Origin of the sequence: Vreelandella lionensis, assembly GCF_002087295.1 — a bacterium.
In the GTDB taxonomy this organism is placed as follows: domain Bacteria; phylum Pseudomonadota; class Gammaproteobacteria; order Pseudomonadales; family Halomonadaceae; genus Vreelandella; species Vreelandella lionensis.
In genome coordinates this window covers 1-22,721 of record NZ_MWVI01000065.1, presented here as the reverse complement: position 1 = coordinate 22,721, position 22,721 = coordinate 1, and the positions used below count along the sequence as shown (strand labels likewise).

Here is a 22,721-nt window from a genome sequence, read left to right as displayed (position 1 = left end):
GGCATACGAGACGGAAACTGAGGGTACTCTTTTCGTCATAATGCGATCCCTGTCAGGGCTTCTTGCCCTTGTATTTGAGGTCTTGCTCCAGCTGTTCGATTTCTTTTAGGTCGGCGGCATCGGCTGCTTCTGCTTCCGCCGTGCGCCGCTGCTGGTCGAACACCTCATAACGCTCACGGGAAATCTTTTCCATGTTTTCACGGCTAACCGAGCCTGCGCCTTCGAGGATGGGCTGATCATTAAACGCCAACATCTTATCGACGTTATTACGCCAGAAATCCAGAGTAAGCTCTTTCTGCTTCTTTACCCTTAGCTCTGCCTGTTCAAGGAAGATCACTACCAAACGGTTAAGCGTGTCGATCTCATCAGCCGTTAGGTAGTTTTTAGCCACGATGACATCTTGCTTGCGTACCCGTGAGCCACTCCAGTTGGTCAACGCCATGTTAGGCATACTGGGGTCTGAACGTTTCAAGATCAGTTCGGCGGCAGTGTGGCCTGTGGCGGCATACAGCAGTTTGTTTTGTACCTCAGCAAAAAACTGTGCTGTCTCCCGCTCGCGAGCTTGATAGTCGGAGCTAAGGGCAAATAAATCACGTACTTTCTGGTAGAAGCGTTTTTCCGAGGCGCGTATGTCTCGGATGCGCTCCAAGAGCTCATCGAAGAAGTCCCAACCGCCAGGGTTCTTCAGGCGCTCGTCATCCATCACGAAGCCCTTTAACAGAAACTCCTTGAGGTGGGTGCTGGCCCACTGGCGGAACTGCACGCCACGAGCCGAGCGAACGCGATAGCCAATGGCTAGGATCAGGTCGAGGTTGTAGTAACTTATCTTCCGCTTGATCTGACGATTACCCTCAGATTGAACTGTCAAGGAATCCTTGACAGTTGCATCGGGGGCTAACTCATTGTCCTGAAATATATTTTTGGCGTGCAGAGAGACGTTCTGCTTAGTGGTCTGGAACAGCTCTGCAATTTCCAGCTGGCTTAGCCAGATGCTGTCGCCTTCTACACGAAGGTGCAGCTGGATACGGCCATCATCCGTGGTGTAGAGGATTAATTCGCTCATCGGTCATTGCCTACTTGCTGATGGCTTGAGGCCTGTTGGTCTTTCAACATGGCTTTTGCGAACCAATCCGGTACTTTAAGATTTTCATGATTTAAAATATTATTAGGAACATCTTTCCAGAAGGCCACAATTGCACCTGAGAAATCCAGTAGTTGATCATCATTCACAGAGAGGTGCGTATGATCCAAATAATTTGGACCTGAGAAAGCACCGCCAATGTGGCTAAATGGATCACGAAGATATTCTGGATAACTTTGCTTCAAATCATTTAATGAGTTGCCTTTGCCGTGCTTGTAGACATTGACCACCAAGCGGCAAGCATCAAGCTTGGAAAAATAAGTTTGTCTACGAACTTCCCAGTCAAGACTTTCCAGAAATTCGAGTAGTTTACCGAAATCAACTTTCCAAACCGTTTCATGGACAATGCCGCCCGTATGCCAATGGCGAATCTCATCAGTTAACCATTTTCGAAGCTGTTTCTCCCACTCATGATACATGCCAGCAATGACGCTTAGCCGGGTTCGATCACGCATATCACTAAGAAGCTGGTAGAACTCAATCCCTTCATCTTGAGCAGCCTCGTAGAACTGCCCTTCGTCATGTCGATCAGGGTCGAACCGATGACTATTTTCGTCCAGCCAAGCTTCCGCCGCTTTATCAGCCTCACCCTCGATATCTTCAAATTGTGATAGTAAACGCTTCCTTGCTTGCTCTACGTAGAAAAGATGTCCAGTGATCAGGGACAGACGGAATGGCTCCCACATTTGAAAGAGTGCATAACTCCCCGTCAGGATGCAGTCCGCTTTGTTTTACTTTTTGATAGTGAGGATGCGGCAGTCATCTTGGTGTACAGCTCGAACAGCTTTTCTAGGCGCTCCGTATCGTTCTTGAAACGCCGTCCGATGTAGATACGCTCTAATACCTCATCATTGCGTTCATGGGCTTCACGAAGATTTTCGGGCATGTTTTCAGGGTCGTAGAGGTCAGCGCTGGGGGCAGGAAATTGTTCTTCGCGAGCCAGTAGAATGTTCTCGGCGCAGCGGGTTAAATCGGCTTTGCTTTTTTCGGTCAGGCATGGAACAGGAAAGGTATTCCAGCCGAGGGTATTTGAGTAAGAAAAATCGGTACGCATTCTTACACAGACCGCTCCTATCCAAACCCAATGCAGCCGCGAGGCGATCAATGCCATATTCCAGAGAGGGGCGTCATAGAGAGCAAAATTTCGGTCACCAAGTATCACTTCTTTATCCACGAGACCTACTGGCAAATATGGACGCTTTTCAGATGACACCCTTGGTATTACTAAAGCTGTCGAGTATCGATTTGAGCGAAATGCAAATTTATGTGGCTCATTTGCGGCAGCCTTCGCTCGCGGCCCTGCTTTAAGGCTGGTTCGTTTTTCTCTCACCCTTTCGAATCAGCAACAAAACTTTTTTGAGAATGAGCTAGATCTAGATCCTCGTCTTCAACCCACAGACAATATCTTGGCTTTCCATTAATAAATTCGCTAGAGCCGATGAACGGCTTGATTAGATGTCTTGCATCATCAGAAAAAGGGCCAAAATCCTTTTTAGTTTTTGCAATTAACCGCACCATCATCGTCGGCGACATTGCCGGATATAAATTCCGGTCGACTGTCTGTCGGCTTAGACTTCTGTTTGACGATAACGTTGGGAGCCGCCACTACCTAGTCATTGATGTTTTCAACCCTCTTAATGATGGTTTCCCTACTTTCATTAAGCGAAAACAGTCCCCGGTTCTTCAGCGAATTATCACCAATACCCACTATTACAACAGTTACCCCCGCGTTGTGACTGGCGAGATTGGCCCATTTGAAACTGGTATGAGCAAAAACAATCTCGCGCCCAGCCTCGAAGATCAGCGGCCATAGAATTGAAACCTGCTGACCCTGACATATGGAATTGGTAGACACAAACGCAGCGACGCAAGGTGTATGGCGGCTATAATCAGCGGCTTTCATAAACCAACCAGCCACATAATCCAGTGACTTCCAGCTCTTGGCCCGACTTTCGAAGATGCGTTGCAAATCCGCTTTCTGCTCAGCCGACTGCCATGTTGACCCTAAATAAGGCGGATTCCCGCAAATGTAGGTTTCCCCACCCTCGTTCTCAAAATCTATCTGCGCCTGGTTCAACGGTGACTCAAACAAGTCATCCGCACTCAACTTTACGCCTGTTCCTGTTGGCGGACAAATGCTCAGCCAATCCAAGCGCAAAGCGTTGCCACAGGTAATCCAGTTATCGGAGCTAAGAGGTAAAAACTCGGCTAGTGCCAGCTTCTTGCCGCGATAATGCAAGTCACACTGGTACTCGGCAATAATCAATGCAAGGCGAGCGACCTCTGCCCGAAAAATCCCGTAGCTCAATGCCACGCAAATTAGTCTGCGGTATATCGGTCGGCCGGTTTGGCTCACCACGACGCTGGTTTATTTCAGCCTCAATCTCACGCATCTGCTTGTAGGCGATAACTAGGAAATTACCGGAGCCGCAGGCAGGATCAAATACGCGAATTTTGGCCATGCGGTTGCGCAGATTCAGCAGCTTACGGGCGTTGTCGCCTGCTTCTTCCAGCTTCTCACGCAGATCGTCCAGACATAGTGGATTAAGCACTTTCAGAATGTTCGGCACGCTGGTGTAGTGCATGCCCAATGCACCACGCTCTTCATCATCGGCCACGGCTTGAATCATCGAGCCGAAAATATCAGGATTGATCTGTGTCCAATCCAGGCTGCCGATGTGAAGCAAGTAAGAGCGCGCAATCTTGCTAAAGCGCGGCACTTCTACAGTGCCTGAAAACAAACCGCCGTTTACATAGGGAAACTTCCCAGCCCAGCGGGGAATATTCGCCGCAGCATGCTCTTCTGGCCGAGTGTTCATTGCGCGGAAGATTTCGCTAATCACTTCATGGGTGTTAGCGGAATCTCTGGCGCTCATTTCCGAAACAGTATCGGTAAACAGCCCTCTACCGGCGAAATGTCAGTATCTTCGGCAAAAAAACAGAAGATCAGCCTAGCCATGAAATGATTCATTTCATGGCGCTGCTCTTCCGTGCCCCAACCTGGGTTATCTTTCAAAAGCTCCACATACAGCCGGTTAAGACGGCTGGTAGCCCGAATATCAAATGAGCTTTCACGCACCTGTTTAACAGTGGTGATACCGGCCAGGGGCAAAAAGAAACCAAAGTGATCAGGAAATTCTTCATATTTGCAGGCAACCGTTTCGCCACTTTCCAGCTCTTCCGCCTCCAGCATCTCACCGTCTGTGGCGAGCACATACTTCGCCTTGGCACGTGCAGTGGCTGGACTCGCCTTCAGAGCAGCTAGGGTTTGAGTAACGGCACCGGCCTCCGCCACCGCGATATGGATATTGTTTGTCTGCAATACCCCACCAAGATCCGACTTATTGGACGTACCCGAACGCAACCGCTTGATGGTGGTCGCCTTGTTGCCAAAGGCTTCCAGAAAAGCATAGGAAAATTCAGCCGGATCAAAGGGCTGTTGTGCTAAGTCAGAGATGGCGGATTCGATTTCAACTGCGTTCATGGAGTGCTGTTTTTCCTATTCAACTGCTGGCGGGTGCTACTTTGTAGACAAGCGGTGGCGTAACATCAGACAAACACCTTTGGGAGGATAATCAGCACTGTACCGGCCAACTAAGGCGGGCAATACTACCCACTGCCACACATGATCGACTGGCAAACGCCACGCTAACCCGGCGTTATAATGACGAGTAACAGAAGGTTTCCAAGGATTGGGTACCCATCGCCTTAAAGCTATCGTCCTACGCCTAATACTGCATATTTAGGGGTTAGAGTAGCACCGACGCAAGCGCTACTTAAGGTTGGCTCGCTCAACGCAATAACCTATCAACTTGGTTAAAAGCCTCACCTTACCCTTTTTTTCGCAAAATCAGCTTACAGCTGACAAATAGACAAAAAATAAACCTAGCATTGGGGCACCGGCACCACCCCAAGGGTAGTACCAGTGACATTGAGAATCATGCTTTATAAATACCCTTTCTCTGCAAACGACGTGCATCCATCACTTCCCACCACCACATGATCTATTACGCGAACATCCATCAGCCCAAGCGCCTCTTTGAGTCGCTCGGTTATTTTCCTATCTGAATCACTAGGTTCGGGGTCACCGCTGGGGTGGTTGTGTACCAAAATAACGGCAGCGGCGTTATAGGCGAGTGCTGCCTTCAATACTTCACGTGGATAAACGCTAGCAGCGTCGATGGTGCCGCGAAACAGCTCCTCGAAACGGATCACCCGATGCTGGCTATCCAGAAACAACACGCTGAATACTTCGTGCTCGTAGTCCTGAAGCAGTAGTTGTAAATGTTCAAATGCCTGCGAGGGCTGTGTGATCTTGCGGCCTTTGGCGAGCTTACGTCGTGCGAAGCGCTTGGCCATGGTAATGATGTCGGTTTCGGTAACGGGCGATGTTACATGGTAGGTGCCTGCCACTTCCCCGGCTTTGAGTTTGGCGTGTTGTCATGGTTGCCTCCAAAAAATAAAAAAATGCCGGGGCGGTGGCCCCGGCATCTATGTCGTTAGATAGCGTGTTGAAGTTTGAGGTATGGATTCCGTCACGCAGCCATCACTTGGCTGATGCGCCGCTCCATCTCTTCGTGAAATGCTTCAACCCGTTCGGCAATGGTGCGGATCATGATGTCGTCACGGTAAGCGCGCTTGATAAACAGCGGCATACCCGGCCAATAGCTGACAAAATCGATCCATTCCCTCTCACTGGCCCATAGACCACCCTGGCATTGGGGTATGTGCTCATCGGGTATTTCTCCATTCAACAGCACTTCGATTTGGAACTTGGGCAGCTTGGTTTTGATTTCTAGCAGGCCGTTAGCGCCTACTAGGCTGTCTGGCGAGTAGCCCACCTCGTGATTAAGGATCAGGCCCACCTCCTGGGGCTGGGGTTCGCCAGTGGCATCGCAGTAAAGCGCACGTGCCACGCCTTCCAGCTCATGGCCACGACGGGTATGCGCGTTACCCTGAAACGGCTCGGCCAGCTCGCCGGTTATGCGCTCGCCTATTAACCGGTGCATGTAGGTAATGGCCCCGGCACCCAATCCACCAGGGCCTTTGCCTTTAACCAGCAATGACTTTAGCTCCGACATGGTGACGCGCCCTAAGCGCGCCGCCAGCCACTCAGGAGAGCCTTGCGACATATTGAGTATCTGCATGAATGCCTCCTTTACTCAGATAGGATTGGTACGCCGTTCACTTAACGGCTCGCTTGGTGAGCGATGCCCGAGCTTGTCGAAGTCGCTATTCGGTACTTGCACAGCCGAGCCGTACTTGCCGCTAAACCACTCCTGGGTCGTTGCGGGGCATTGGCTGATCAAGCGTTGGATTTGGCCTGCCTGGAATGGGGTGACTTTCTTGATGCCTGCCTTGGTACTGGCGTTGCCATTATCATCCTGGCCGCGTGTGGTGATGTTGAGCAGTGCAGAAAGGACATAGCGCTTGCCGTAGCTGGTAGAGGAACCAAACGCCTGCACAGCATTTTTGTTACCACTCATATCCGCAGGCAGGAGCATGCTGGTCTCTTCACGGTGGCCATCCTTGTGCATCAGCACACCGGTTACCTGGATACCGCGCTCCTGCGTCTGAATACGAAAGCTCACCGCAAAGCCATGCTTCTGCATGATCGGCCGCACCGTATCGACAATATCCTCCAACGTGGCGTAGCAACCGTTGTTGGTTTGACCACGCTCTTCAATGCTAGGCAGTTCGGTCTGCATGGCCGCCATGGCAGCGCTATAGGCCATCATGGCCTGACGGTCCATGACGCGTTCCTGCATTTCAAGAAGTCTTTCGAGCTTGTCGATATCGACATCGGGATTGAGGGCAGCGCGTTCAATTACCTGGATGATCGCGGTGCTTTCTGCTGTCGAGGCCGACTCAACGGGGGATGCTGGTACCGCCGTAATAGCAGCGGCGTTGGCTTTGGTTGGGGGTGTTACCGGACGGGAAGAAGAATTTACCACATTAGAGGATCGTGCCATTGGGCACCTCCATTAAAACAAGCAATGATGGTGATGCCGTGTAGCCAGGCATCGTTATGAAGTGATCGCGGCATTACTCCGCTAAATGCTGGGCTAGCTCATTGGCTTTAATAGGCACTAGTCGTACCTCAGCTCGATAAAACGTGCCTTGAGCGCAGACCACGGTGTCAGCGCGGTGGGCATGGTTGGCTATTAGCTCTTCAGTCAGACGCGTTAAAGCAACTTCAATGGCATGGGAAATAAACGTCATGGCAGTACCTCGCGGCATAAGCCCCACAGCAAAACGCCCAGCCTTTGAGGGGCTGGGCGTCTATGCCGGGGAGATGGTGAATATCATTGGTTTGGAAAATCGCAGTAAGGGGTAGAACGAAGCCCTACCGATAGGTTGGTTAAGACACTAGCGCTAATGCGGCATCCAGTGCTTCTTGCTTGAGCTGAGCGCCCTGGCCGAACCACGCCGAATCCATACGGGTGTCGTTGCTGCGTGCCCGTTTGTCGTGATCCACGTACTCGGTCACGGCATTAAGCAGGCCCCAGGCAGTGTCTTTGGCGGTAACTAGGTGAGGACCTCGACCTTCACCGTGGTAACACCTTATTGAGCGCTCGGTAGTTGGGCAGCTTAGAGGGATCGTCTATCGGCTTCTCGGCCCCGCAAATCACCGATTAGAAATAGTGCTGTGCTTCATGGTGATCAATCTTGCGTTCTGCCAAGGCCTTCATGCGGTACATGAAGTCGTTCCATTGTGAAACAGAAATACCCAGCTGGCTCTTCACCGCACGCGGATCGAACTCCGACCGATGGGGCACTTTCACAGCTTGCGAAGTACCATCCACCGCAATTTGCAGCGTGTTATTACACACCACCCTTACCGTGGTAGGCGTGGCCATGGTCGCCAAGGTGCCGTCACACGAGGTCGCCAGTAGTAAATAGTCGTTTACTTCATCCTGCCCTTTAAGCGAGGTGCTTAAGCCACTGCGTGCCAAAGCCCAGAACTTACGACCGCCTTTTAATACCCCAGCAGTTTCCAGTTCATACCCGGCGTATTCAGTGAGGTCTCGGTAGAATTCCAGTATCTCTTCGGGTTGAACCACCTTATAGCGCTGGGAGACCACTGATAGCGGTACCTTCGTATCAGAGCGGTAAAGCACTTTCTGTTCAGGGAATGAGTGAATACTGCCCAGGTGGATTGCACCCTCGGCAATAAAGCGTACCGGGGCTTCTTCAATGTGCCAGTTCATACCGGCCTGTTGCTGCCAGATTTCTAGCGGTTGATGACGGGACAGTTGCTGCCCCATGCCATGTCAAGGGGTATCGCCAACGTAAGCCATTTGTTCAACGAGATGAGCCATTACAAACTCCTTTAGGATTTTCAATATGAATGAGCGCACACGGCATAGCGGCCCGCCCTAAGTAAGGCGGGCAAGCGAATGCGTGTTGAGGTAGTCGTCGTATTAAGCAGTAGAGAGGGCCGCTGATAAGCGGTTATTCAGCGTGTGGACGAAAGGTGCAGTCCCAGTCACAGCAGGCGTAGTTATCGAGTATTTTCTGATCAATCTCATGGCCCAGCTTGGCACCGGCAGCACCAAAGGTCGTGCCGCCTAACAACCCACCAAATACAGCGCCGGACAGGCTACCAATGGTAATGCCTGCCGGCCCTATCATTGCACCGACCAGCGCCCCCGCCTTGGCACCACTAAGGGCTCCGGCAGCCCCAGACGCAGCACCGGCAGCGGCCCCAGTAGCACCGCCGACCTTTCTACCCAGGTTGCGAGATATAACATTTGGGGAACCACACTTTGGACAGTGAGGTGTCATGAAGATCTTCCTCCATTAGCAGTGAAATGGATGCTGGCTAAGCCATCCCTGATAGCTTCATGGAGGTAGTATGTGGCTGAGATTTTTTTGAATCGAATGACCCACTAGGACAACACGGCCATCAAGGCCCGTATTCACCGGTCATACGTCAGCCACGGCAAAAGATGGGGTTTTACGGCCTGCGACGGCCACTATCGAGGAAAACGGCTGGGGCGATGTAATTGTATACCGCCTTCCCGAATAGGATGCAGCGACCCGTGACGCCATCCCGTCACGGTGTCTTGTGTCGGTCAACTCAACGGAATTTCCTGATAACGTGTCTTTTGTGACATTGATAGGGTTTCACTGGGGATTGGGAAGCAAAGCATAGACGGAGCCTTGCCTGTCGGTATGTCTCATTCGAGGGTTTAGTATTATAGGCATTCAATAGGGTCTTTATGAGCGCTTATGGGCTCACTTGTGATAGCCCATTCAAGGCATTCAGTATCCGCCAAGACGTGGGCCCACACAGCCCCCGGTGCAGACCTCCTCACGCGTGAAAGACCATCACTGATTACGGGTAAGCAGACGTGTTGAAGACGTCTGCTGCCCTGCCTGTGGTGTCGTAAAAGGCGATTCTTAACATCGCCATGCTTACTTCCCCTACGCCACAAGACCACCGCTGCGGATCGTTCTCTCAACCTATCCGCGAGGTGTACCCATGTTTGACCACCATCCACTGCGTCATCCCCTAAACGATAAGCTCCGCCTGTATTACGACAATATCTACCAAGGGTTCGACGTCAGCCAGCGTAAGAATGGTCCATTGATTGAAAACTACCTGGAGCGTGCCTTTCTGACCTTGAACACCATCTGCAACCTTCAGCGAGAGGTTTTTGTTTTTCGTATTGATCTTCGTTTCCCTGATGCGATGCAGCGGTCATCGATGCACGACAATAAGGACGTCCTGGCGGCCTTCTTCCGTTACTTTCGCTACGAGATTCGCAAGGCCAACACCAAGCACCAGACCCCGGTACGCTACCTCTGGGCACGGGAGCAGGACACCAGCGACAAGCCGCACTACCACGTGATGATGTTCGTCAACAAGGCGGCCTTCGACAACCTCGGGTACTTTGCCCCGGACGAGTACGGTTGTACACGCTGGATAACCTCTATCACCGAATGATGCGAGCATGGTTGAAGGCCATGGGGTTTGATCCTGACGATTCCTGGTTTAAACAGCTGGTGCACGTCAGCGAGAACCCGGTGACGGAGGTTCCCTGGTCTCGCATCCTGCATCGCCATGATTGGGTCAGCATGGATGAGACCATGTTCATGGCCAGCTACCTGTGCAAGGCTCACAGCAAGACGATCGGCCAGGGTATGCACGTCTTTGATTACAGCCGTGCTTGATACTATGCGTGAGGGTTCGTCACTGGCGGGCCTTCCTCTTTTTATTTGATTCTCCCTTCATCTCAAGGAGTCATCCCATGACGTCTTTTCCCATGAAACGTCCGTCACCCTGGAGGTCACCGCTGGGCGCTCAGCTACCCACAGTCTCTGCCAGCCCACGCCTTGGACCCCTTTGGGGATCATCGCTTGGCCATGCTGGCACGCAAGGAGCCAACTCGGCGACTGGTGCGTGACGTCATTGCCCTACGACGATTGCGCAAGCTGAGTCAGTCAGCACTGGCAGCGGAGCTAGGGGTCAGCAAGCGCACGTGGCAGGAGTGGGAACAGGGCCGACGCTTGCCCTCGGGCGTGGGCAAAGCGTTGCTAGAGCGCTGGGCAAGCGATCAACCGGCATGGCCGGGCCTAACCCCTGAAAATTGACGCTAAGCTGTTGATTCACTATTTCTGGGAATTTATCTTTAGGCAATAAATCGCGGAGCTTTTTTTGCATTTAGTATAAAAATATTTAGCGATTCTGATAAACTCTTTGGCAACTGGTTTTCCCCCTGATCACGACGCTGCTGAGCCACTGCCATGACCTTGCCCCACGACGATGCTGCCCCTACCGAAGGCGCTGCCACACTCGACAGTTCGATGGCAATTGCCTGCACATTTAATCGTCGTGAAGAAGCAAGTGCGAAGGAAGTGGTGTTTCCTGCTGATGACCCGATCAAGAAACTACCTGACATTGAAAAGGCCATCCAAGCGATTCCTCGGCGACCGTTACAGGGTCGCCTTCTAGAAGATGACTTTATCCCTAAGCCACTCCTTCCTGGACAGCCAAAACATAAAAGACGTTGGCGAGTGAAAGACCGCAGCCGGTTTTATCAATACCGTCTTCACTTAGAGACCTTGATGCAGCTGAATGATGGGCGTTATAACCTCAGCTTGTATGCTCGGGCATTTAACAAGCATCTTGGCTGGTGTTGGATGGGATCTTATTCAGGGCGCGACCTGTCGCTACCGGAGCTTGAAGCACGTCAGGTGAGTCAACGTTTTCAGACATCGCTCGAATTGTTGACCGAAGAGATCACGTCTCCTGCCTTCAAGCGTCAAGTCAAAGAGTCCACCACCCTTGCCAAGTCACGGGCGTCATCCCTCAGGACGTGGATGCGATCGGCTTTTCAGCAAGCGCCGTATTTGCTCTGGGTCCAGGTACAGTTGAGTTATCGAACCCTTCACTACGCTGACCTCGCCCAAAGTCTCAAAGATCGCCAGGCATTCCTTAAGAACCGCCGAGGTAATCCCTTGTTCAATTATTTGGTGGGTTACGTGGGCAAGCTGCATTACTTCCCGATGAAGGGCTTGGTGCACGACATGATTTTCCTGTATGACGCTCGCTACGTGCAGGAAGGCGCCTCCTTGCCGCAGGCATTCGCTCAACGTTGGCAGAACGTAACGAACAACCATGGGATAGCCTGGATCGAAGGGGAACTCCTTCATCCCGAGGCACCAAGGATCAACGGCGTCTGTTCCTTGGAAACCGAGGAAGACCAACAGCGTTTAAAGCAGCTGATCCGTTACCTTAGTCATTACGACAACTACCTGCACTACGATCTTCCCCCCCACACACGAACCTTGGTGACGTCACAGCGTCCGGGAAAGAAGCGGGCAACGAAAGGAAAACAGGGGCAATGCAAGACGCCCAGCAAGACACGCCATAAGCCATCTGCCAAGGCACCCCAGGAGCCACCCCCTTTCGAAATTTAAGGACACACTGAGAAGCTGGCACCTTACCAGCGATTGTTTTACCCTAGCGCACATTGTCCTTTATTAGCAGGCAACAACGTGACCGATCCGATCACCCAGCACGAACAGCTCAAGCGCGACCAGCAGCGTATTGCAGATAAGATTGAACAACTCGAGAAAGATGAAGCCTACCAACAAGCCGTGGGCTTCAAGCAAGACATTGAGACCGTCCTAAAAAAGCACGGCAAGAGCGAAGCTGAGCTGTTACAGCTCTTCGGCCACTCTGCCACAAAGAGCACGCCCAAAACACCGCGTCAAAAAGGGGGCAAGTCAAAGCCGTTAAATCGCTACACCAATACTCATACAGGGGATGTCGTAGAGGCCCAGGAGCCTCCGAAAACCTAAGCTACAGGAATGGAAGGCAGAATACGGTGAAGACACAGTGAAAAGTTGGGCCGAGGTGATCGAAGATAAGGATGCAGTGAGCAAAACACCGTAACGTGCTTACCCAACCCGTAATTGAGATTTCATTGCGCTAACGCCCCGTACTGGGCGTTGTGGTTGTATCTTTTAAGCTAAGGACTTTTCATGCGGCTTTCGCCCGACCTTCACGCTGATCTGCGCCTGACGCCCATCGACATTGCCCTACTGGCGACAAAGCAACGCGTCATTGACCTGCTGTTCACAGATATCCCGCCATTGGCCTCACGGTTTCCGGTCGTGATTTCGGTCTTGCCCTAAACTGGATCTGTGCGCCCTGGTGACACCGTCCGACACCGAGAACCTGTTTGCCGAGCATACGCCCGTGGCGGTCGGCACACTACCCACTGGTGTTGGCCTCGTTGTTGCGAGACGATCATCCTGGGCAGGTCTCGCCCCCATTAGTTCGTGCGCCGTCGCCAGCGGTGGTGGCAAATCTTGTGGCTTCGCATTTTACGCTGAAGGAAGGATTCAGACTGTTTGAGCACGAAGAGCCCACACCTTACCTGCAAAGCCAGATTGATAAATTAGAGGCCTGCGCCAAAAATGAAGTGCGCTCCCATAAGCTGGTTGGCCAGCCGTCATAATAGCTGGCCTGTAGATATGGACGAAAGCGGCCAACAGGCCGCGTTATGCCGTTAGGATGGGAAAATAGCGTGACTATTTTGTGCTTGGACGACGTACTTCTGTCCAAGAATCATCGCTAACGTGCTCGGCTTGGTCGAGCTGACGCTGCAGAAGCTCGGCCATAGATTCCCAGTTGAACTTGGATCTAGCCACGTCCAGTAGGGGATAGTCGCCATCCGGGGTAGAAACATCCCAAATAACGACCGAATGAATGAACCGGCGCAACCACATAAAATCAGGACTTTCAGGGATAATCGAGCAATTCGTCTGCAAATCTGCGCGCAAGAAATAATGAACGTCATCCGTAGCAAGCTCGTCAAGCGTTGGCCACTTTTTGCTACAGACGAAATGGTTACTCAATGCAGCCTCCCGAAACGCATGCACTTCTGGCAAAACAGGCCACGCTATTTCCCATGCTTGGGCACGAGATTGAGTCTCCCACCACTTTCTGAAATCTTGATTCATCTGACTATTAAGGTGGTAGAAAGCCGCTTGCAACGCCTCGCAGTGGCGAATCATGTCACGTACCTGCGCGGGCCGCACTTGGGTTTTATGGCTGACGGGGGCATTGTAAATTTTCATGGCCGTGAAAATGCCTATTAGCTGCTGTGCTGAACGTTGACAACCATCGTCGGTAAGCCACAGAGCAAATGTGCCTTCAGCAAATCGGTGATGTGACGGGAGGCATGGATACCTGGAATGCCTAAAAGATTAGTAGTTTAACGTAAAATGGATGGCCTTCGCCTATCGCTTTATTCCATAAAGTTAGTGGTAGCTAGGTCACGGCATAGAAAGCCGCGAAAAGCGGCTGAGGCAGTTGTGCTAGGTGTAACGTGATAAGCGCACTACGCGCAGTATTGGAAAGCAGGCTTTAGCGATCAGCACTACCGACCGGCAGCAGCTGTTGAGCTAATTCGTTCACTGTTTGTAAAGCTTCATTCCAGGTCGCGGGCTCATCGTGATAAACCAGCGGGCCGATAAAACGCTCGTAGCGTTCCTGATGGATCGGATGGGTCTGTAAGCATCCCAGGCCATATAGCAGTTCATCCGCTGGGCTAGTGACAAATTGCGCATGTTGGTTGCCAAACTGAGCTACGTCCGTCTGTATTACTGCCTGTACTAGCGTGCGTAATGCGGCCATGTCATATCCGCCGGATGTCGCCATGTGAAGATCGTAGACGTGCCTCACCAACGTTTCGTCGTCTTTTCGGGAAGGATCACGATTCACGTGAGCTGTGCGACGCAGTAATGCACCAGCTTCTCGCTGATCGTGGCAGGCAGGCTAACCACTGGAAAGGAAGCTACCTCTGGGGGTAAATTAAGAGCCTCGGCATACAAGGAGCTGACAGAGCAAACTACGGCGGGCTCATAAAGTTCTGATGCTGTGACATCTAGCTTCAAGTCAGGTCGAAGCGCAGAAATGCCGCCTTGGGTTTGGGGGTAGCGAACGGTAAACTCCGCATACCGGTACTCGTTACGCTTGACGGCACCACCATCGGGATCAATCTCTAGAATCTGAGAACGGCTGATGATTGTTTTCTATTTTGGTCAGCGCCGCCTTTCGTGCTGCCTTAAGCGCCGTTCGAGACATGCCCGTTGCTATCCCATCGCGTGGAACAAGCTTGATATCGATATCCTCGGACATACGGAAAAGCTTGTGGTGGGCTTTTGCTAGGTTGGTACCCCCTGCGAATACCAGCTCAAACGTTTCCGAATGCAGCGCTGAAAGCAGACTCAACAACTGGACGGCATAAACATCTTTTTCCACGATAGCAGGGCTATCAATGCCCAGCGCATCCGCCACATCGGGAAACAGTCCCGGATCGATGTTCATGCAGAAACACGCTCAATACCCAAGCGATATTTGCCGTAGGCAATCTGGCGATGAAACGGGCCTTTGACTCTGACCATCACTCGCGCCGGAATTTGGTTGCGGCCCGCCTGATAAGCCTTTTCTGCACTGGCTGGCTCCCACTGCACCCCTAGACGATTCAATGCCTCTTTGGCGGCTTGATCAAAGCCACCGGGCGCCGCAATCATTGGTTTACCCGTGATACGGTTTGGGCGCGCTTTAGCGTATAGCCCCTTACCAATACGTACTAATCTTCCCTGCGCTTCTAATTGCCGAAGCACACGGCCAACTTGGTCATAACCACCCAGTGGAGCGAAATCATCACGTAGAAATACCATTCGCCGACTTTTGCGAATTTTGTCACGAATGCGTGACTCGAGCGTTGGAGTGGTCATGTAAAGCCTCCAGTAGCTGGACAATGACGATAGTTACTCTATACCTTCAGACTGATAAATACAAAAACACGACACTATGAAAAAATAAAATAAATAATTATTTAAAATAATCAGCTATTTACCAGTAAAAATAAAAAAAACACCCGCCGCAAAGCCTCCACGCCCCGTCTCTATTCCGAGCCGCCCAAAAACAATCTCAGCATGCAAGAAGCGAAATACCCTTTTCCTTATTAACTTCCCACACCCCCGCCGTATGGGCGAAGCGTCGCAACTACATGAAACCGACACCCGCTGGCACCAGGAGACCCTCCATTCAGTAGTTTTTCCCTAAGCCGGTTTGCGTTCCATTGAATCTCATCGAAAGCCTCTCAATTGCCATGCACAAAGTGGTTATTGAGCGCCGTTTCCTTGCACACCCTTACTTCTGGCTGCTTCGGCCACTAATTCACCACTACTTACCAGCTTGGCTACTTACTAACATCAAGAAAATACCGAGGGTTATATTGGTTGTCATAGAGGCCAAACGATTGAACATCTGCTGAAGAACCTCACAGCAGTGAAGCATGCCACGCACTTGCGCAGGAAGAATATGTGTCTAATAACTGGCAGGGGGAAATAAAATTTTCGTAGGTTACAGGATGCCCTATTCCTTGGCTTGCTGCTCTTTAGTCAACCAGCGGAAGCAGGCTTCTGTTATTAGCTCTAGGGACTTAACCGTAAATCTGACTATTGGCATCGACGAAGGGCTGAAAAATCAATACATTTGCGTATTGAGAAAGTCACCACATAGATAGGCAGCCCTGCATGAGTACAGCAACAACGATCGGAGAGAGGCTACGCCAGCTCATGGAAGAGCAGGGAATTGGTGAAAATGAGTTGGCTAGGCGCTCCAAGGTGCCACAGCCAACCATACATCGCATACTCAAGGGTGTGAGCAATTCTCCGAGAATCAGTAATTTAGAGAAGCTTGCAGCCTCGTTAGGGACTACTGCTAGTTTTCTTGCCCATGGCGGTGGAAACCGAGGTCTTTTCGGGTCGTCGGACACGGGAATGCCGGGGGTAGGGGTAGGAACAGCAGTATCTTCCTTAACCGGTTCTGCACGACATGACAGAGCGTCCCCTCCCCCATGCTTTTGGTCGTACCCAATTCTCACCTGGTCCGAAGCTATGCAAGCTAATCGGCTGGATGCACGTGCACCCGGCGAGAAAAATCAATTTGAATCATGTGACTACTTAAAGATCGGAGTGGCTTTCTGGCTCAAGATGTGTGGTGATGCCATGGCTGCGCCGATCGGGGCCTCTCCTAGCCTGCCTGAGGGGACGCTTGTGCTATTAGACACAGGTCTACAGGCGGAGCCCGGAAAGCTGGTCCTTGTCGAACTCCCTGACAGCCCGAAGCCAACGCTCCGCATGTTGATAGAAGAGAGTGGTCGGCGCTACTTAAAACCACTTAACCCAGCCTACCCACTGATTTCATTAGGCAATAACTGTCACATATTGGCGGTAGCTATCGAAGCTAAGATCGAGTTGTAACTTCCCTCACCCATATCGCAGGTCCTTCACAAGCTAGGCTCGCCCTCTTCATACGAAAACGAATTGACTATCTAATTCGTTTTAGTATTATAGCCTTATGACCAGCTCCATGAGGCAACAGAGGCTTCCCATGTCAAACAAATTGCTAAAACCTGAAGACGTTTCAGAAAAACTAGGAATGAGCCTCAGTTGGGTCTACAGCAAAAAACACAATATCGGGTTCATCCAGTTTGGCAAAGCCGTTCGCTTTGAGCATGAGGCCGTTGAGGAGTACGCTAGAGGATGCAGGCGCGATCCTCAGTTAAAAGGGGATCGAAAATGGGATACGCCGTTTCAAAAAGAAAAGACCGTGACACGTGGATTGTCCGCGCAAGGGTCAACGGCCAGCGCACTCAAAGAACTTTTCGCACAGAAGGAGAGGCAAGGCAGTACGCACTAAAAGCAGAAGCTCAACGCCAAGAAGATGAGTTCAATGGTGTTATGGGCCGTAAGCCTAAATACAGCTTCTCTGCGGGAGTGCAGCGGATGGTCACCGAATACGACGTTCGCTCCCAGAAGCAACACATACTACTGGTCGCCAGATGGATGGATGAACATGCCCCAGACGTCATCATTGGCCAGGAACTACTGGATGCCACAAGAAAGATGCAGAAGGCTCTTAAAGAAAAGGGGTTGGCACAGTCGACCATCAATAACCGCATTCAGGTCGTCAAGCGAGTGCTCTCGCTGTCGTATCGCGAATGGGACTGGATCGACTTACCGCTCGACGGAAAGCTTCGTAAGCCCTCGCCTAAAAATGAACGCCATGTTTATCTTTCCGAATTGGAGCTTGCTGAGTTACTAGAAGCCGTACCCGAGCGGTATCAGGTTGAACGGAAGGTGATTTTGTTAGCCATGCTGACAGGGATGAGGCGCGGAGAACTGATGGCACTGGAGCCGAGAAATGTCTACAACGGTCGGATCGTTCTCAAACCACACCAGACGAAAAACGGTAAACCCAGGGTCATTCCGCTTTCTTGAAAAAGCAATACCGCTGCTTGAAAGCTTACCGTTTGCAACAACGGGAGATCGAGTCAGGGGAGCGTTCGAAAGAGCTCGAGAAGCCATTGGGCGTCCAGACATTCGTTTTCACGATATGCGCCACTGCTACGCTTCATTGCTCGCCAGCAAGGGGGAGTCACTAACGAGTATCAGGGATTTGCTGGGGCATTCATCGCTGACCGTGACCAGCCGGTATGCCCACGCTGACCCGACACGATGGGATAGTGTGATTGCCAGATTGCCGCGCATCGGCAACCAAATGGCAACCAAGCACTGACAAAAAGAAGCTCTAATCTCTGTAACCAATTGATTTAATTGGTGGGCCCAGTAGGACTTGAACCTACGACCAAGGGATTATGAGTCCCCTGCTCTAACCAACTGAGCTATAGGCCCGAAAAGCGTGCATATAATAGCGAATGTAGGGGGGCGAGGCTACCCCTTGGTGCGCTATCTTACGGCGAAGTCGGCATTTTTTCGGCACTAATTGGCGGCGCTGGGGTCTGGTGGTGAATGCTTCTATGGAGATTCGCTTTGAAAGCTTTGATGGCTCTTTTCCCGCTGCTGTTGGTGCTGCCGGTGCAGGCGGATTGGCAGCTTGATCCTGGCCAGTCTCAGGTGCAGGGGTCGATCACCCAACTGGATGGCGAGACCCCGCAAATTCATCACCATCAGGTGAATAACTTGCAGGGCGATATTGCTGCCGATGGCACGCTGCGCCTGCCGCTGCGCTTGAGCCAAACCGATCTGCTCAATCGCTTTGGGGAACTGCCGCCGTGGGTGGGCTTGCTGGCGAACACCACGCTGGTGACGCTGGTGGCGCAAATGCCGCCGGAGCGGTTAGACGGCTTGGATATTGGCGAGTCGATGGTGGAAACCCTCACCTTTCGGGTGCAAACCGACCTGATTAACCAAGAAGAGGCGGTGCCGCTGCGCTTTACCCGCGAGGGGTTGAACGAGGTGCGCGTGACTCACGCCGAACCCATGGCGTTGGATGGCAACGCGCTGATGGCTAACAGCACGGTGCGCACCGTGCTGTCGATGCTGGGCTACCAGCAGATCGATGAGCATGTGCCCGTCACGCTAAATGCGCTGCTGGTGAACCGCTAACGCTTGGCTTAGCCACTGATGAGCGCCTAGTGGCTAAGCGCTTCAACGTCGCCTGTCTGGGCGGCCCCGGTTTGTACCCGCCACTGGGCGGCATAATGGCCGTCCGCCGCTAACAGGCTGGCGTGGGTGCCGCGCTCCGCCACTTGGCCTTTCTCGATCACCACGATCTCGTCGGCATGCACGATGGTGGAGAGCCGATGGGCAATCATAATCACCGTGCGGCCGTGGGCAATGCGTTTTAGCGAGCGCTGAATGGCCGCTTCGGTTTCGTTATCCACCGCGCTGGTGGCTTCATCCAGCACCAGAATCGGCGGGTCTTTTAACAGCGCCCGCGCCAGTGAAAGCCGCTGGCGTTGGCCGCCAGAAAGTCGCACGCCCCGCTCGCCCACTGGCGTATCCAGCCCTTGGGGCAGCGTTTCGATAAAGCTCCAGGCTTCGGCGGTGTTGGCGGCGTCGATAATCGCGGCATCGTCGGCATCCGGCTGGCCGTAGGCGATGTTGTCGCGAATACTGCCTTCAAACAGGTACACATCCTGGCTGACTAAGCCAATCGCTTGGCGAAGGGAGTGCATACTTACGTCGGTGATCGGCTGGCCATCTACCAACACACGGCCACTGGCAGGGTCGTAAAAACGCAGCAGCAGTTTGATCAGCGTTGATTTACCGGAGCCGGTGGCCCCCACCAGCGCCAGCGTATTGCCATCGGGCACGTGTAGATCCACGCCGTTCACACCTACTTGGCTGGTCTCATATTGAAAACTCACCGCTTCGAAACGCACGTCGCCTTTTACCGGGGCAGCCAAGGGCGTGGTGCTGTCGTCCTTTACGGTAATCGGCACTTCGAGCAAATCCAGAATCCGTTTGGTGCTGGCCATGGCGCGCTCGAACAGGTCAATCACCTGGGCAAGGCCGGTGAGCGGCCACAGCAGGCGCTGGGTCAGAAACACCAGCACGCCGTAAGCGCCCACGTTGAGGCTGCCGTTCAGCGCCATCATGCCACCAACAGTAAAGGTGGCGAGAAAGCCCGCCAAAATCGCCATGCGGATAACCGGAATAAACGCAGAACTGACTTTAATCGCGCGACGGTTGGCTTCCACATAGGCTTCACTGGCATCCCGCAGCCGCTCGGCTTCCCGCGCTTCACTGGTGAAGCTTTTAATCGTAGCGATACCGCTGAGATTGTTGGAGAGACGGCTGGCAAGGTCGCCTACTTTTTCGCGCACGTCGCTGTACAGCGGCCCGGCTTTGCGCTGGAAGAAAAACGCGCCCCAAATGATCAGCGGAATCGGCGTAAACGCTAGCAGCGCGATCAGCGGAGAAAGCACGAAGAACCCCGCGCCTACGGCCACCACCGTCACCACTACTTGAATCAGCGCGTTGGCACCGCCATCCAGAAAGCGCTCTAGCTGGTTGACGTCATCGTTCATGGTGGCCACTAGCTGACCGGAGCTTTTCGATTCAAAAAACGCCATGTCGAGGCGCTGGGCGTGCTCGTAAGTGTCTTGGCGCATATCCGCTTGCAGCCGCTGGGCTAGGTTGCGCCAGAGAATCTGGAACAGGTACTCAAACAGCGACTCCCCCGCCCAAATAAAGAAGGTGAGCACCGCCAAAATGGTGATCTGCTCTTGAGGCGATTCAAACCCCAGCCGCGCCACAAAGCTGTTTTCCTGGTTCACCACCACATCGATCGCCACGCCAATCAGAATTTCCGGGGCGATATCGAACAGCTTGTTGATAATCGAGCAAATCGTGGCGGTGATAATCTGCCGCCCATAGCCTTTGGCGTAGCGCAACAGGCGCATTAAGGCGTGAAAGCTTTGATTGACGGACGCTTTGTCAGCGCGGGTCGGGGAAGAAGCCACATCAATTCCTTTTACGTTGTTATCTGCGTAAATCGCCTTTAAACGGGTTGCGTCGCTCGGCGCACGTTGGCAAGCAAGGGGCTGCCGGTATCAGGGTCAAGCAGCAGCGTGCACTCCACCTGATACAGCTCCCGCACCAGCGCGGGCGTTACCACCTCAGCGGGTGCGCCCTGGGCAACAATTTGCCCGTCGCGCATGGCAATCAGGTGGTCGGCGTAACGGCAGGCGCTGGCGGGTCGGGCAGCACCATCACCACCGTGCGGCCCTGGCAGGCCAGGTCGCGTACCAGCTCGCACACCTCTATTTGGTGGCCTAAGTCTAACGCGGAGGTGGGCTCGTCGAGTAGTAAAAGCGGCGTTTGCTGAGCGATGGTCATGGCGGTCCAGGCGCGTTGGCGTTGGCCGCCGGAAAGCGCTTCCAACGGCCGGTCGGCAAGCGCTTCCAACCCGGCAGCGGCAAGCGCATGGTGCACCACCTGTTGATCTTCCGCCGACCACTGGCGCAGCCAGCCTTGGTGGGGCTGGCGGCCAAAGCGAATCAGTTCGGTGACGGTCAGCCCTTCCGGAGCGACCGCCTCTTGGGGCAGTAGCGCTAGCTTGGTGGCAAGTTGGCGGGCGGGCATCTGGGCGATGTCGTGGCCGTTGAGCAGCACGGCACCGCTATCGGGTTTGTGCAGGCGGGCAAGCCCAGAAAACAGTGGGGATTTACCACAGCCGTTGGGGCCAACAATGGCGGTTACTTTCCCGCTGGGCAAGCTAACGCCGAGTTCGTGAATCACTTGGCGCTGGCCGTAGCTCATGCTGAGCGCATCGGTGGAAAGCGTGGGTAATGAGGTCATGGGCGGCTCCGTTGCGGGCGCATTAATATCCAGAGTAGCCAGGGGCCACCCACCACGGCGTTAACAATCCCCACGGGGATCTCGATAGGGGCAAACAGCGTGCGGCCCGCTAAATCGGCTAGCACCATCACCAGCGCTCCCGCCAGCGTGGCGGCTAGAATGGGAACATGGCGGGCGCTGGAGAGCGAGCGGGCAATTCAGGGCCAATCAGCGCCACCAAGCCCACCGGCCCCGCCACGGCAACGGCCAGCGCAGTAAGCACCACTGAAACTAACAGCACCTGCAGCCGCCGCGCTTTCACAGCGGTGCCCAAGCCACTGGCGATGGCATCCTTAAAGCGCGGCAGCCTGAGCGAGCGGGCCAGCGCCAGCGCGGCCACTAGCCCAAGCGCCAAGCCAATACCCAATAGCTGTACCGCGCTTGCCGGGCGGGCATTGAGGGAGCCGACGGTCCAGGGGTAGGCGGCGTTGGCGGTATCAATCGCTACCCGCGCCAACATCAGCTGCGTGACCGCGCCAAAAACAGCGCCCACGCCGATGCCCGCCACGATAAAGCGGTAGCCCTGGGTGCCGCTGCCTGCGGCCAAGCCAAAAGTGAGCACGGCGGCGGTGGTCGCCCCCGCCAGCGCCATGGCGGGCGGGGCGCTGCCTACCCCCAAGCCAACAATCGAGGCCACCGCAAAGGCGGTGGCACCGTTATCGATACCGATGAAGCCGGGGGTCGGCAAGCGGTTACGGGCCAGGGTTTGCCCTTAATACCCCGGCCAGCGCAAACGCAGCCCCAGTGAAACAGGCAGCGATCAGGCGAGGTAGGCGCAGCTGCTGCACCATAAACGCGGTCATTCTATCGCCTTGCCCCAGCAAGGAAGCCACCACCGCATTGGGAGAAAGCGTTACGCTGCCCAGGCTTAAATAGAGCACGCAAGCGGCCATCAGTG

Annotated in this window: 29 protein-coding genes, 1 tRNA gene and 3 pseudogenes; 10 read left to right on the top strand and 23 right to left on the bottom strand. The window is 53.4% G+C overall.

Going from position 1 to position 22,721, the window contains the following annotated elements; all coding sequences use genetic code 11:
* Nucleotides 1-52 precede the first annotated feature (52 nt).
* The 14 genes and pseudogenes from B4967_RS08845 to B4967_RS19115 all read right to left on the bottom strand — a co-directional run bounded on the left by B4967_RS08845 (nt 53) and on the right by B4967_RS19115 (nt 8,929).
* A complete protein-coding gene (locus tag B4967_RS08845) occupies nt 53-1,063 on the bottom strand; it encodes a virulence RhuM family protein (protein WP_083024779.1) in 1,011 nt (336 codons plus the stop codon).
* Nucleotides 1,060-1,827: a hypothetical protein gene (locus B4967_RS08840; protein ID WP_083024778.1), complete on the bottom strand. Its 768-nt coding sequence runs from the start codon at nt 1,825-1,827 to the stop codon at nt 1,060-1,062. Before B4967_RS08840 ends, B4967_RS08845 begins: the two co-directional genes overlap by 4 nt.
* A 23-nt stretch (nt 1,828-1,850) precedes the next feature.
* The gene (locus B4967_RS19135) at nt 1,851-2,471 is read right to left on the bottom strand and encodes a type IIL restriction-modification enzyme MmeI (RefSeq protein ID WP_340638725.1); all 621 of its coding nucleotides are present in this window, start codon (nt 2,469-2,471) and stop codon (nt 1,851-1,853) included.
* Nucleotides 2,468-2,659: a type IIL restriction-modification enzyme MmeI gene (locus B4967_RS20825; RefSeq protein WP_340638731.1), complete on the bottom strand. Its 192-nt coding sequence runs from the start codon at nt 2,657-2,659 to the stop codon at nt 2,468-2,470. The genes B4967_RS19135 and B4967_RS20825 overlap by 4 nt, the downstream gene beginning before the upstream one ends.
* 91 nt (nt 2,660-2,750) lie before the next feature.
* Entirely contained in the window at nt 2,751-3,407 is a 657-nt protein-coding gene (locus B4967_RS19130; protein WP_243470428.1) for a DNA methyltransferase, read from the bottom strand.
* On the bottom strand, nt 3,382-3,603 hold the full coding sequence (locus B4967_RS20820) for a DNA methyltransferase (RefSeq protein ID WP_340638730.1): 222 nt from the start codon (nt 3,601-3,603) through the stop codon (nt 3,382-3,384). The genes B4967_RS19130 and B4967_RS20820 overlap by 26 nt, the downstream gene beginning before the upstream one ends.
* A 333-nt stretch (nt 3,604-3,936) precedes the next feature.
* A pseudogene (locus tag B4967_RS19120) lies at nt 3,937-4,625 on the bottom strand (type IIL restriction-modification enzyme MmeI); the annotation flags it as partial.
* A 461-nt stretch (nt 4,626-5,086) separates the two neighbouring features.
* On the bottom strand, nt 5,087-5,500 hold the full coding sequence (radC, locus tag B4967_RS08830; RefSeq protein ID WP_479694227.1) for a RadC family protein: 414 nt from the start codon (nt 5,498-5,500) through the stop codon (nt 5,087-5,089).
* A 176-nt stretch (nt 5,501-5,676) separates the two neighbouring features.
* A complete protein-coding gene (locus B4967_RS08825) occupies nt 5,677-6,288 on the bottom strand; it encodes a lambda exonuclease family protein (protein WP_083024775.1) in 612 nt (203 codons plus the stop codon).
* A gap of 15 nt (nt 6,289-6,303) precedes the next feature.
* Nucleotides 6,304-7,113 carry an ERF family protein gene (locus B4967_RS08820; RefSeq protein ID WP_243470425.1) on the bottom strand — a complete coding sequence of 270 codons (810 nt, stop codon included), beginning with the start codon at nt 7,111-7,113 and terminating at the stop codon, nt 6,304-6,306.
* 73 nt (nt 7,114-7,186) lie between these two features.
* A complete protein-coding gene (locus B4967_RS18050; RefSeq protein ID WP_161491498.1) occupies nt 7,187-7,363 on the bottom strand; it encodes a hypothetical protein in 177 nt (58 codons plus the stop codon).
* A gap of 139 nt (nt 7,364-7,502) precedes the next feature.
* A complete protein-coding gene (locus B4967_RS21505) occupies nt 7,503-7,709 on the bottom strand; it encodes a DUF932 domain-containing protein (protein ID WP_279384685.1) in 207 nt (68 codons plus the stop codon).
* Nucleotides 7,710-7,776: 67 nt separating this feature from the next.
* On the bottom strand, nt 7,777-8,409 hold the full coding sequence (locus B4967_RS08815) for a DUF932 domain-containing protein (RefSeq protein WP_279384674.1): 633 nt from the start codon (nt 8,407-8,409) through the stop codon (nt 7,777-7,779).
* 187 nt (nt 8,410-8,596) lie between these two features.
* Nucleotides 8,597-8,929 (bottom strand): hypothetical protein, encoded by a 333-nt coding sequence (locus tag B4967_RS19115; RefSeq protein ID WP_083024773.1) that lies wholly within the window; start codon nt 8,927-8,929, stop codon nt 8,597-8,599.
* Nucleotides 8,930-9,629: 700 nt separating this feature from the next.
* Here B4967_RS19115 and B4967_RS08805 point away from each other — a divergent pair.
* The 6 genes from B4967_RS08805 (at nt 9,630) to B4967_RS17845 (ending at nt 12,790) form a co-directional block, all read left to right on the top strand.
* Entirely contained in the window at nt 9,630-10,094 is a 465-nt protein-coding gene (locus B4967_RS08805) for a YagK/YfjJ domain-containing protein (protein WP_083024771.1), read from the top strand.
* Complete coding sequence (locus tag B4967_RS08800) at nt 10,061-10,321, top strand: YagK/YfjJ domain-containing protein (protein ID WP_139794454.1); 261 nt, start codon at nt 10,061-10,063, stop codon at nt 10,319-10,321. Before B4967_RS08805 ends, B4967_RS08800 begins: the two co-directional genes overlap by 34 nt.
* 192 nt (nt 10,322-10,513) lie before the next feature.
* Nucleotides 10,514-10,741 (top strand): helix-turn-helix domain-containing protein, encoded by a 228-nt coding sequence (locus B4967_RS08795; protein WP_083024922.1) that lies wholly within the window; start codon nt 10,514-10,516, stop codon nt 10,739-10,741.
* A 153-nt stretch (nt 10,742-10,894) separates the two neighbouring features.
* Nucleotides 10,895-12,070 (top strand): hypothetical protein, encoded by a 1,176-nt coding sequence (locus B4967_RS08790; protein ID WP_139794453.1) that lies wholly within the window; start codon nt 10,895-10,897, stop codon nt 12,068-12,070.
* A gap of 78 nt (nt 12,071-12,148) precedes the next feature.
* Nucleotides 12,149-12,454 (top strand): hypothetical protein, encoded by a 306-nt coding sequence (locus B4967_RS08785; RefSeq protein ID WP_083024766.1) that lies wholly within the window; start codon nt 12,149-12,151, stop codon nt 12,452-12,454.
* 183 nt (nt 12,455-12,637) lie between these two features.
* Nucleotides 12,638-12,790, top strand: a complete 153-nt coding sequence (locus B4967_RS17845) for a SapC family protein (protein WP_139794452.1) — start codon at nt 12,638-12,640, stop codon at nt 12,788-12,790.
* Nucleotides 12,791-13,189: 399 nt separating this feature from the next.
* Here B4967_RS17845 and B4967_RS08780 read toward each other — a convergent pair whose 3' ends face one another.
* The 5 genes from B4967_RS08780 to B4967_RS08760 all read right to left on the bottom strand — a co-directional run bounded on the left by B4967_RS08780 (nt 13,190) and on the right by B4967_RS08760 (nt 15,403).
* The gene (locus B4967_RS08780) at nt 13,190-13,738 is read right to left on the bottom strand and encodes a hypothetical protein (RefSeq protein WP_083024764.1); all 549 of its coding nucleotides are present in this window, start codon (nt 13,736-13,738) and stop codon (nt 13,190-13,192) included.
* 289 nt (nt 13,739-14,027) lie between these two features.
* Nucleotides 14,028-14,321 carry a hypothetical protein gene (locus B4967_RS20245; RefSeq protein WP_479694226.1) on the bottom strand — a complete coding sequence of 98 codons (294 nt, stop codon included), beginning with the start codon at nt 14,319-14,321 and terminating at the stop codon, nt 14,028-14,030.
* A 59-nt stretch (nt 14,322-14,380) separates the two neighbouring features.
* Nucleotides 14,381-14,662 (bottom strand): nucleotidyl transferase AbiEii/AbiGii toxin family protein, encoded by a 282-nt coding sequence (locus B4967_RS21315; protein ID WP_422821852.1) that lies wholly within the window; start codon nt 14,660-14,662, stop codon nt 14,381-14,383.
* A complete protein-coding gene (locus B4967_RS20240; RefSeq protein WP_083024758.1) occupies nt 14,658-14,990 on the bottom strand; it encodes a nucleotidyl transferase AbiEii/AbiGii toxin family protein in 333 nt (110 codons plus the stop codon). The genes B4967_RS21315 and B4967_RS20240 overlap by 5 nt, the downstream gene beginning before the upstream one ends.
* Nucleotides 14,987-15,403, bottom strand: a complete 417-nt coding sequence (locus B4967_RS08760) for a hypothetical protein (protein WP_083024757.1) — start codon at nt 15,401-15,403, stop codon at nt 14,987-14,989. Before B4967_RS08760 ends, B4967_RS20240 begins: the two co-directional genes overlap by 4 nt.
* Before the next feature lie 804 nt (nt 15,404-16,207).
* Between B4967_RS08760 and B4967_RS21310 the strand changes: the two genes are divergently transcribed.
* From B4967_RS21310 to B4967_RS21305, 3 genes are all read left to right on the top strand, one after another.
* Nucleotides 16,208-16,936 (top strand): XRE family transcriptional regulator, encoded by a 729-nt coding sequence (locus B4967_RS21310; protein ID WP_083024755.1) that lies wholly within the window; start codon nt 16,208-16,210, stop codon nt 16,934-16,936.
* A 318-nt stretch (nt 16,937-17,254) separates the two neighbouring features.
* Nucleotides 17,255-17,956, top strand: coding sequence for a site-specific integrase (locus tag B4967_RS20235; RefSeq protein WP_161491496.1), 702 nt, complete (start codon nt 17,255-17,257; stop codon nt 17,954-17,956).
* Nucleotides 17,880-18,254, top strand: coding sequence for a tyrosine-type recombinase/integrase (locus B4967_RS21305; RefSeq protein ID WP_083024752.1), 375 nt, complete (start codon nt 17,880-17,882; stop codon nt 18,252-18,254). Before B4967_RS20235 ends, B4967_RS21305 begins: the two co-directional genes overlap by 77 nt.
* 39 nt (nt 18,255-18,293) lie before the next feature.
* On the opposite strand, the gene B4967_RS08740 is transcribed toward B4967_RS21305, so the two are convergent.
* Nucleotides 18,294-18,370: transfer RNA gene (locus B4967_RS08740), tRNA-Ile, on the bottom strand.
* A 138-nt stretch (nt 18,371-18,508) separates the two neighbouring features.
* Here B4967_RS08740 and B4967_RS08735 point away from each other — a divergent pair.
* A complete protein-coding gene (locus B4967_RS08735) occupies nt 18,509-19,084 on the top strand; it encodes a hypothetical protein (protein WP_083024751.1) in 576 nt (191 codons plus the stop codon).
* A 26-nt stretch (nt 19,085-19,110) separates the two neighbouring features.
* Here the strand turns inward: B4967_RS08735 and B4967_RS08730 are convergent, their stop codons facing one another.
* From B4967_RS08730 to B4967_RS08720, 3 genes and pseudogenes are all read right to left on the bottom strand, one after another.
* Nucleotides 19,111-20,886, bottom strand: a complete 1,776-nt coding sequence (locus B4967_RS08730; protein WP_083024921.1) for an ABC transporter ATP-binding protein — start codon at nt 20,884-20,886, stop codon at nt 19,111-19,113.
* Nucleotides 20,887-20,984: 98 nt separating this feature from the next.
* Nucleotides 20,985-21,784: pseudogene (locus B4967_RS08725) on the bottom strand (ABC transporter ATP-binding protein).
* Nucleotides 21,781-22,721 (bottom strand): annotated as a pseudogene (locus tag B4967_RS08720) (FecCD family ABC transporter permease); the annotation flags it as partial. The pseudogenes B4967_RS08725 and B4967_RS08720, both read right to left, overlap by 4 nt.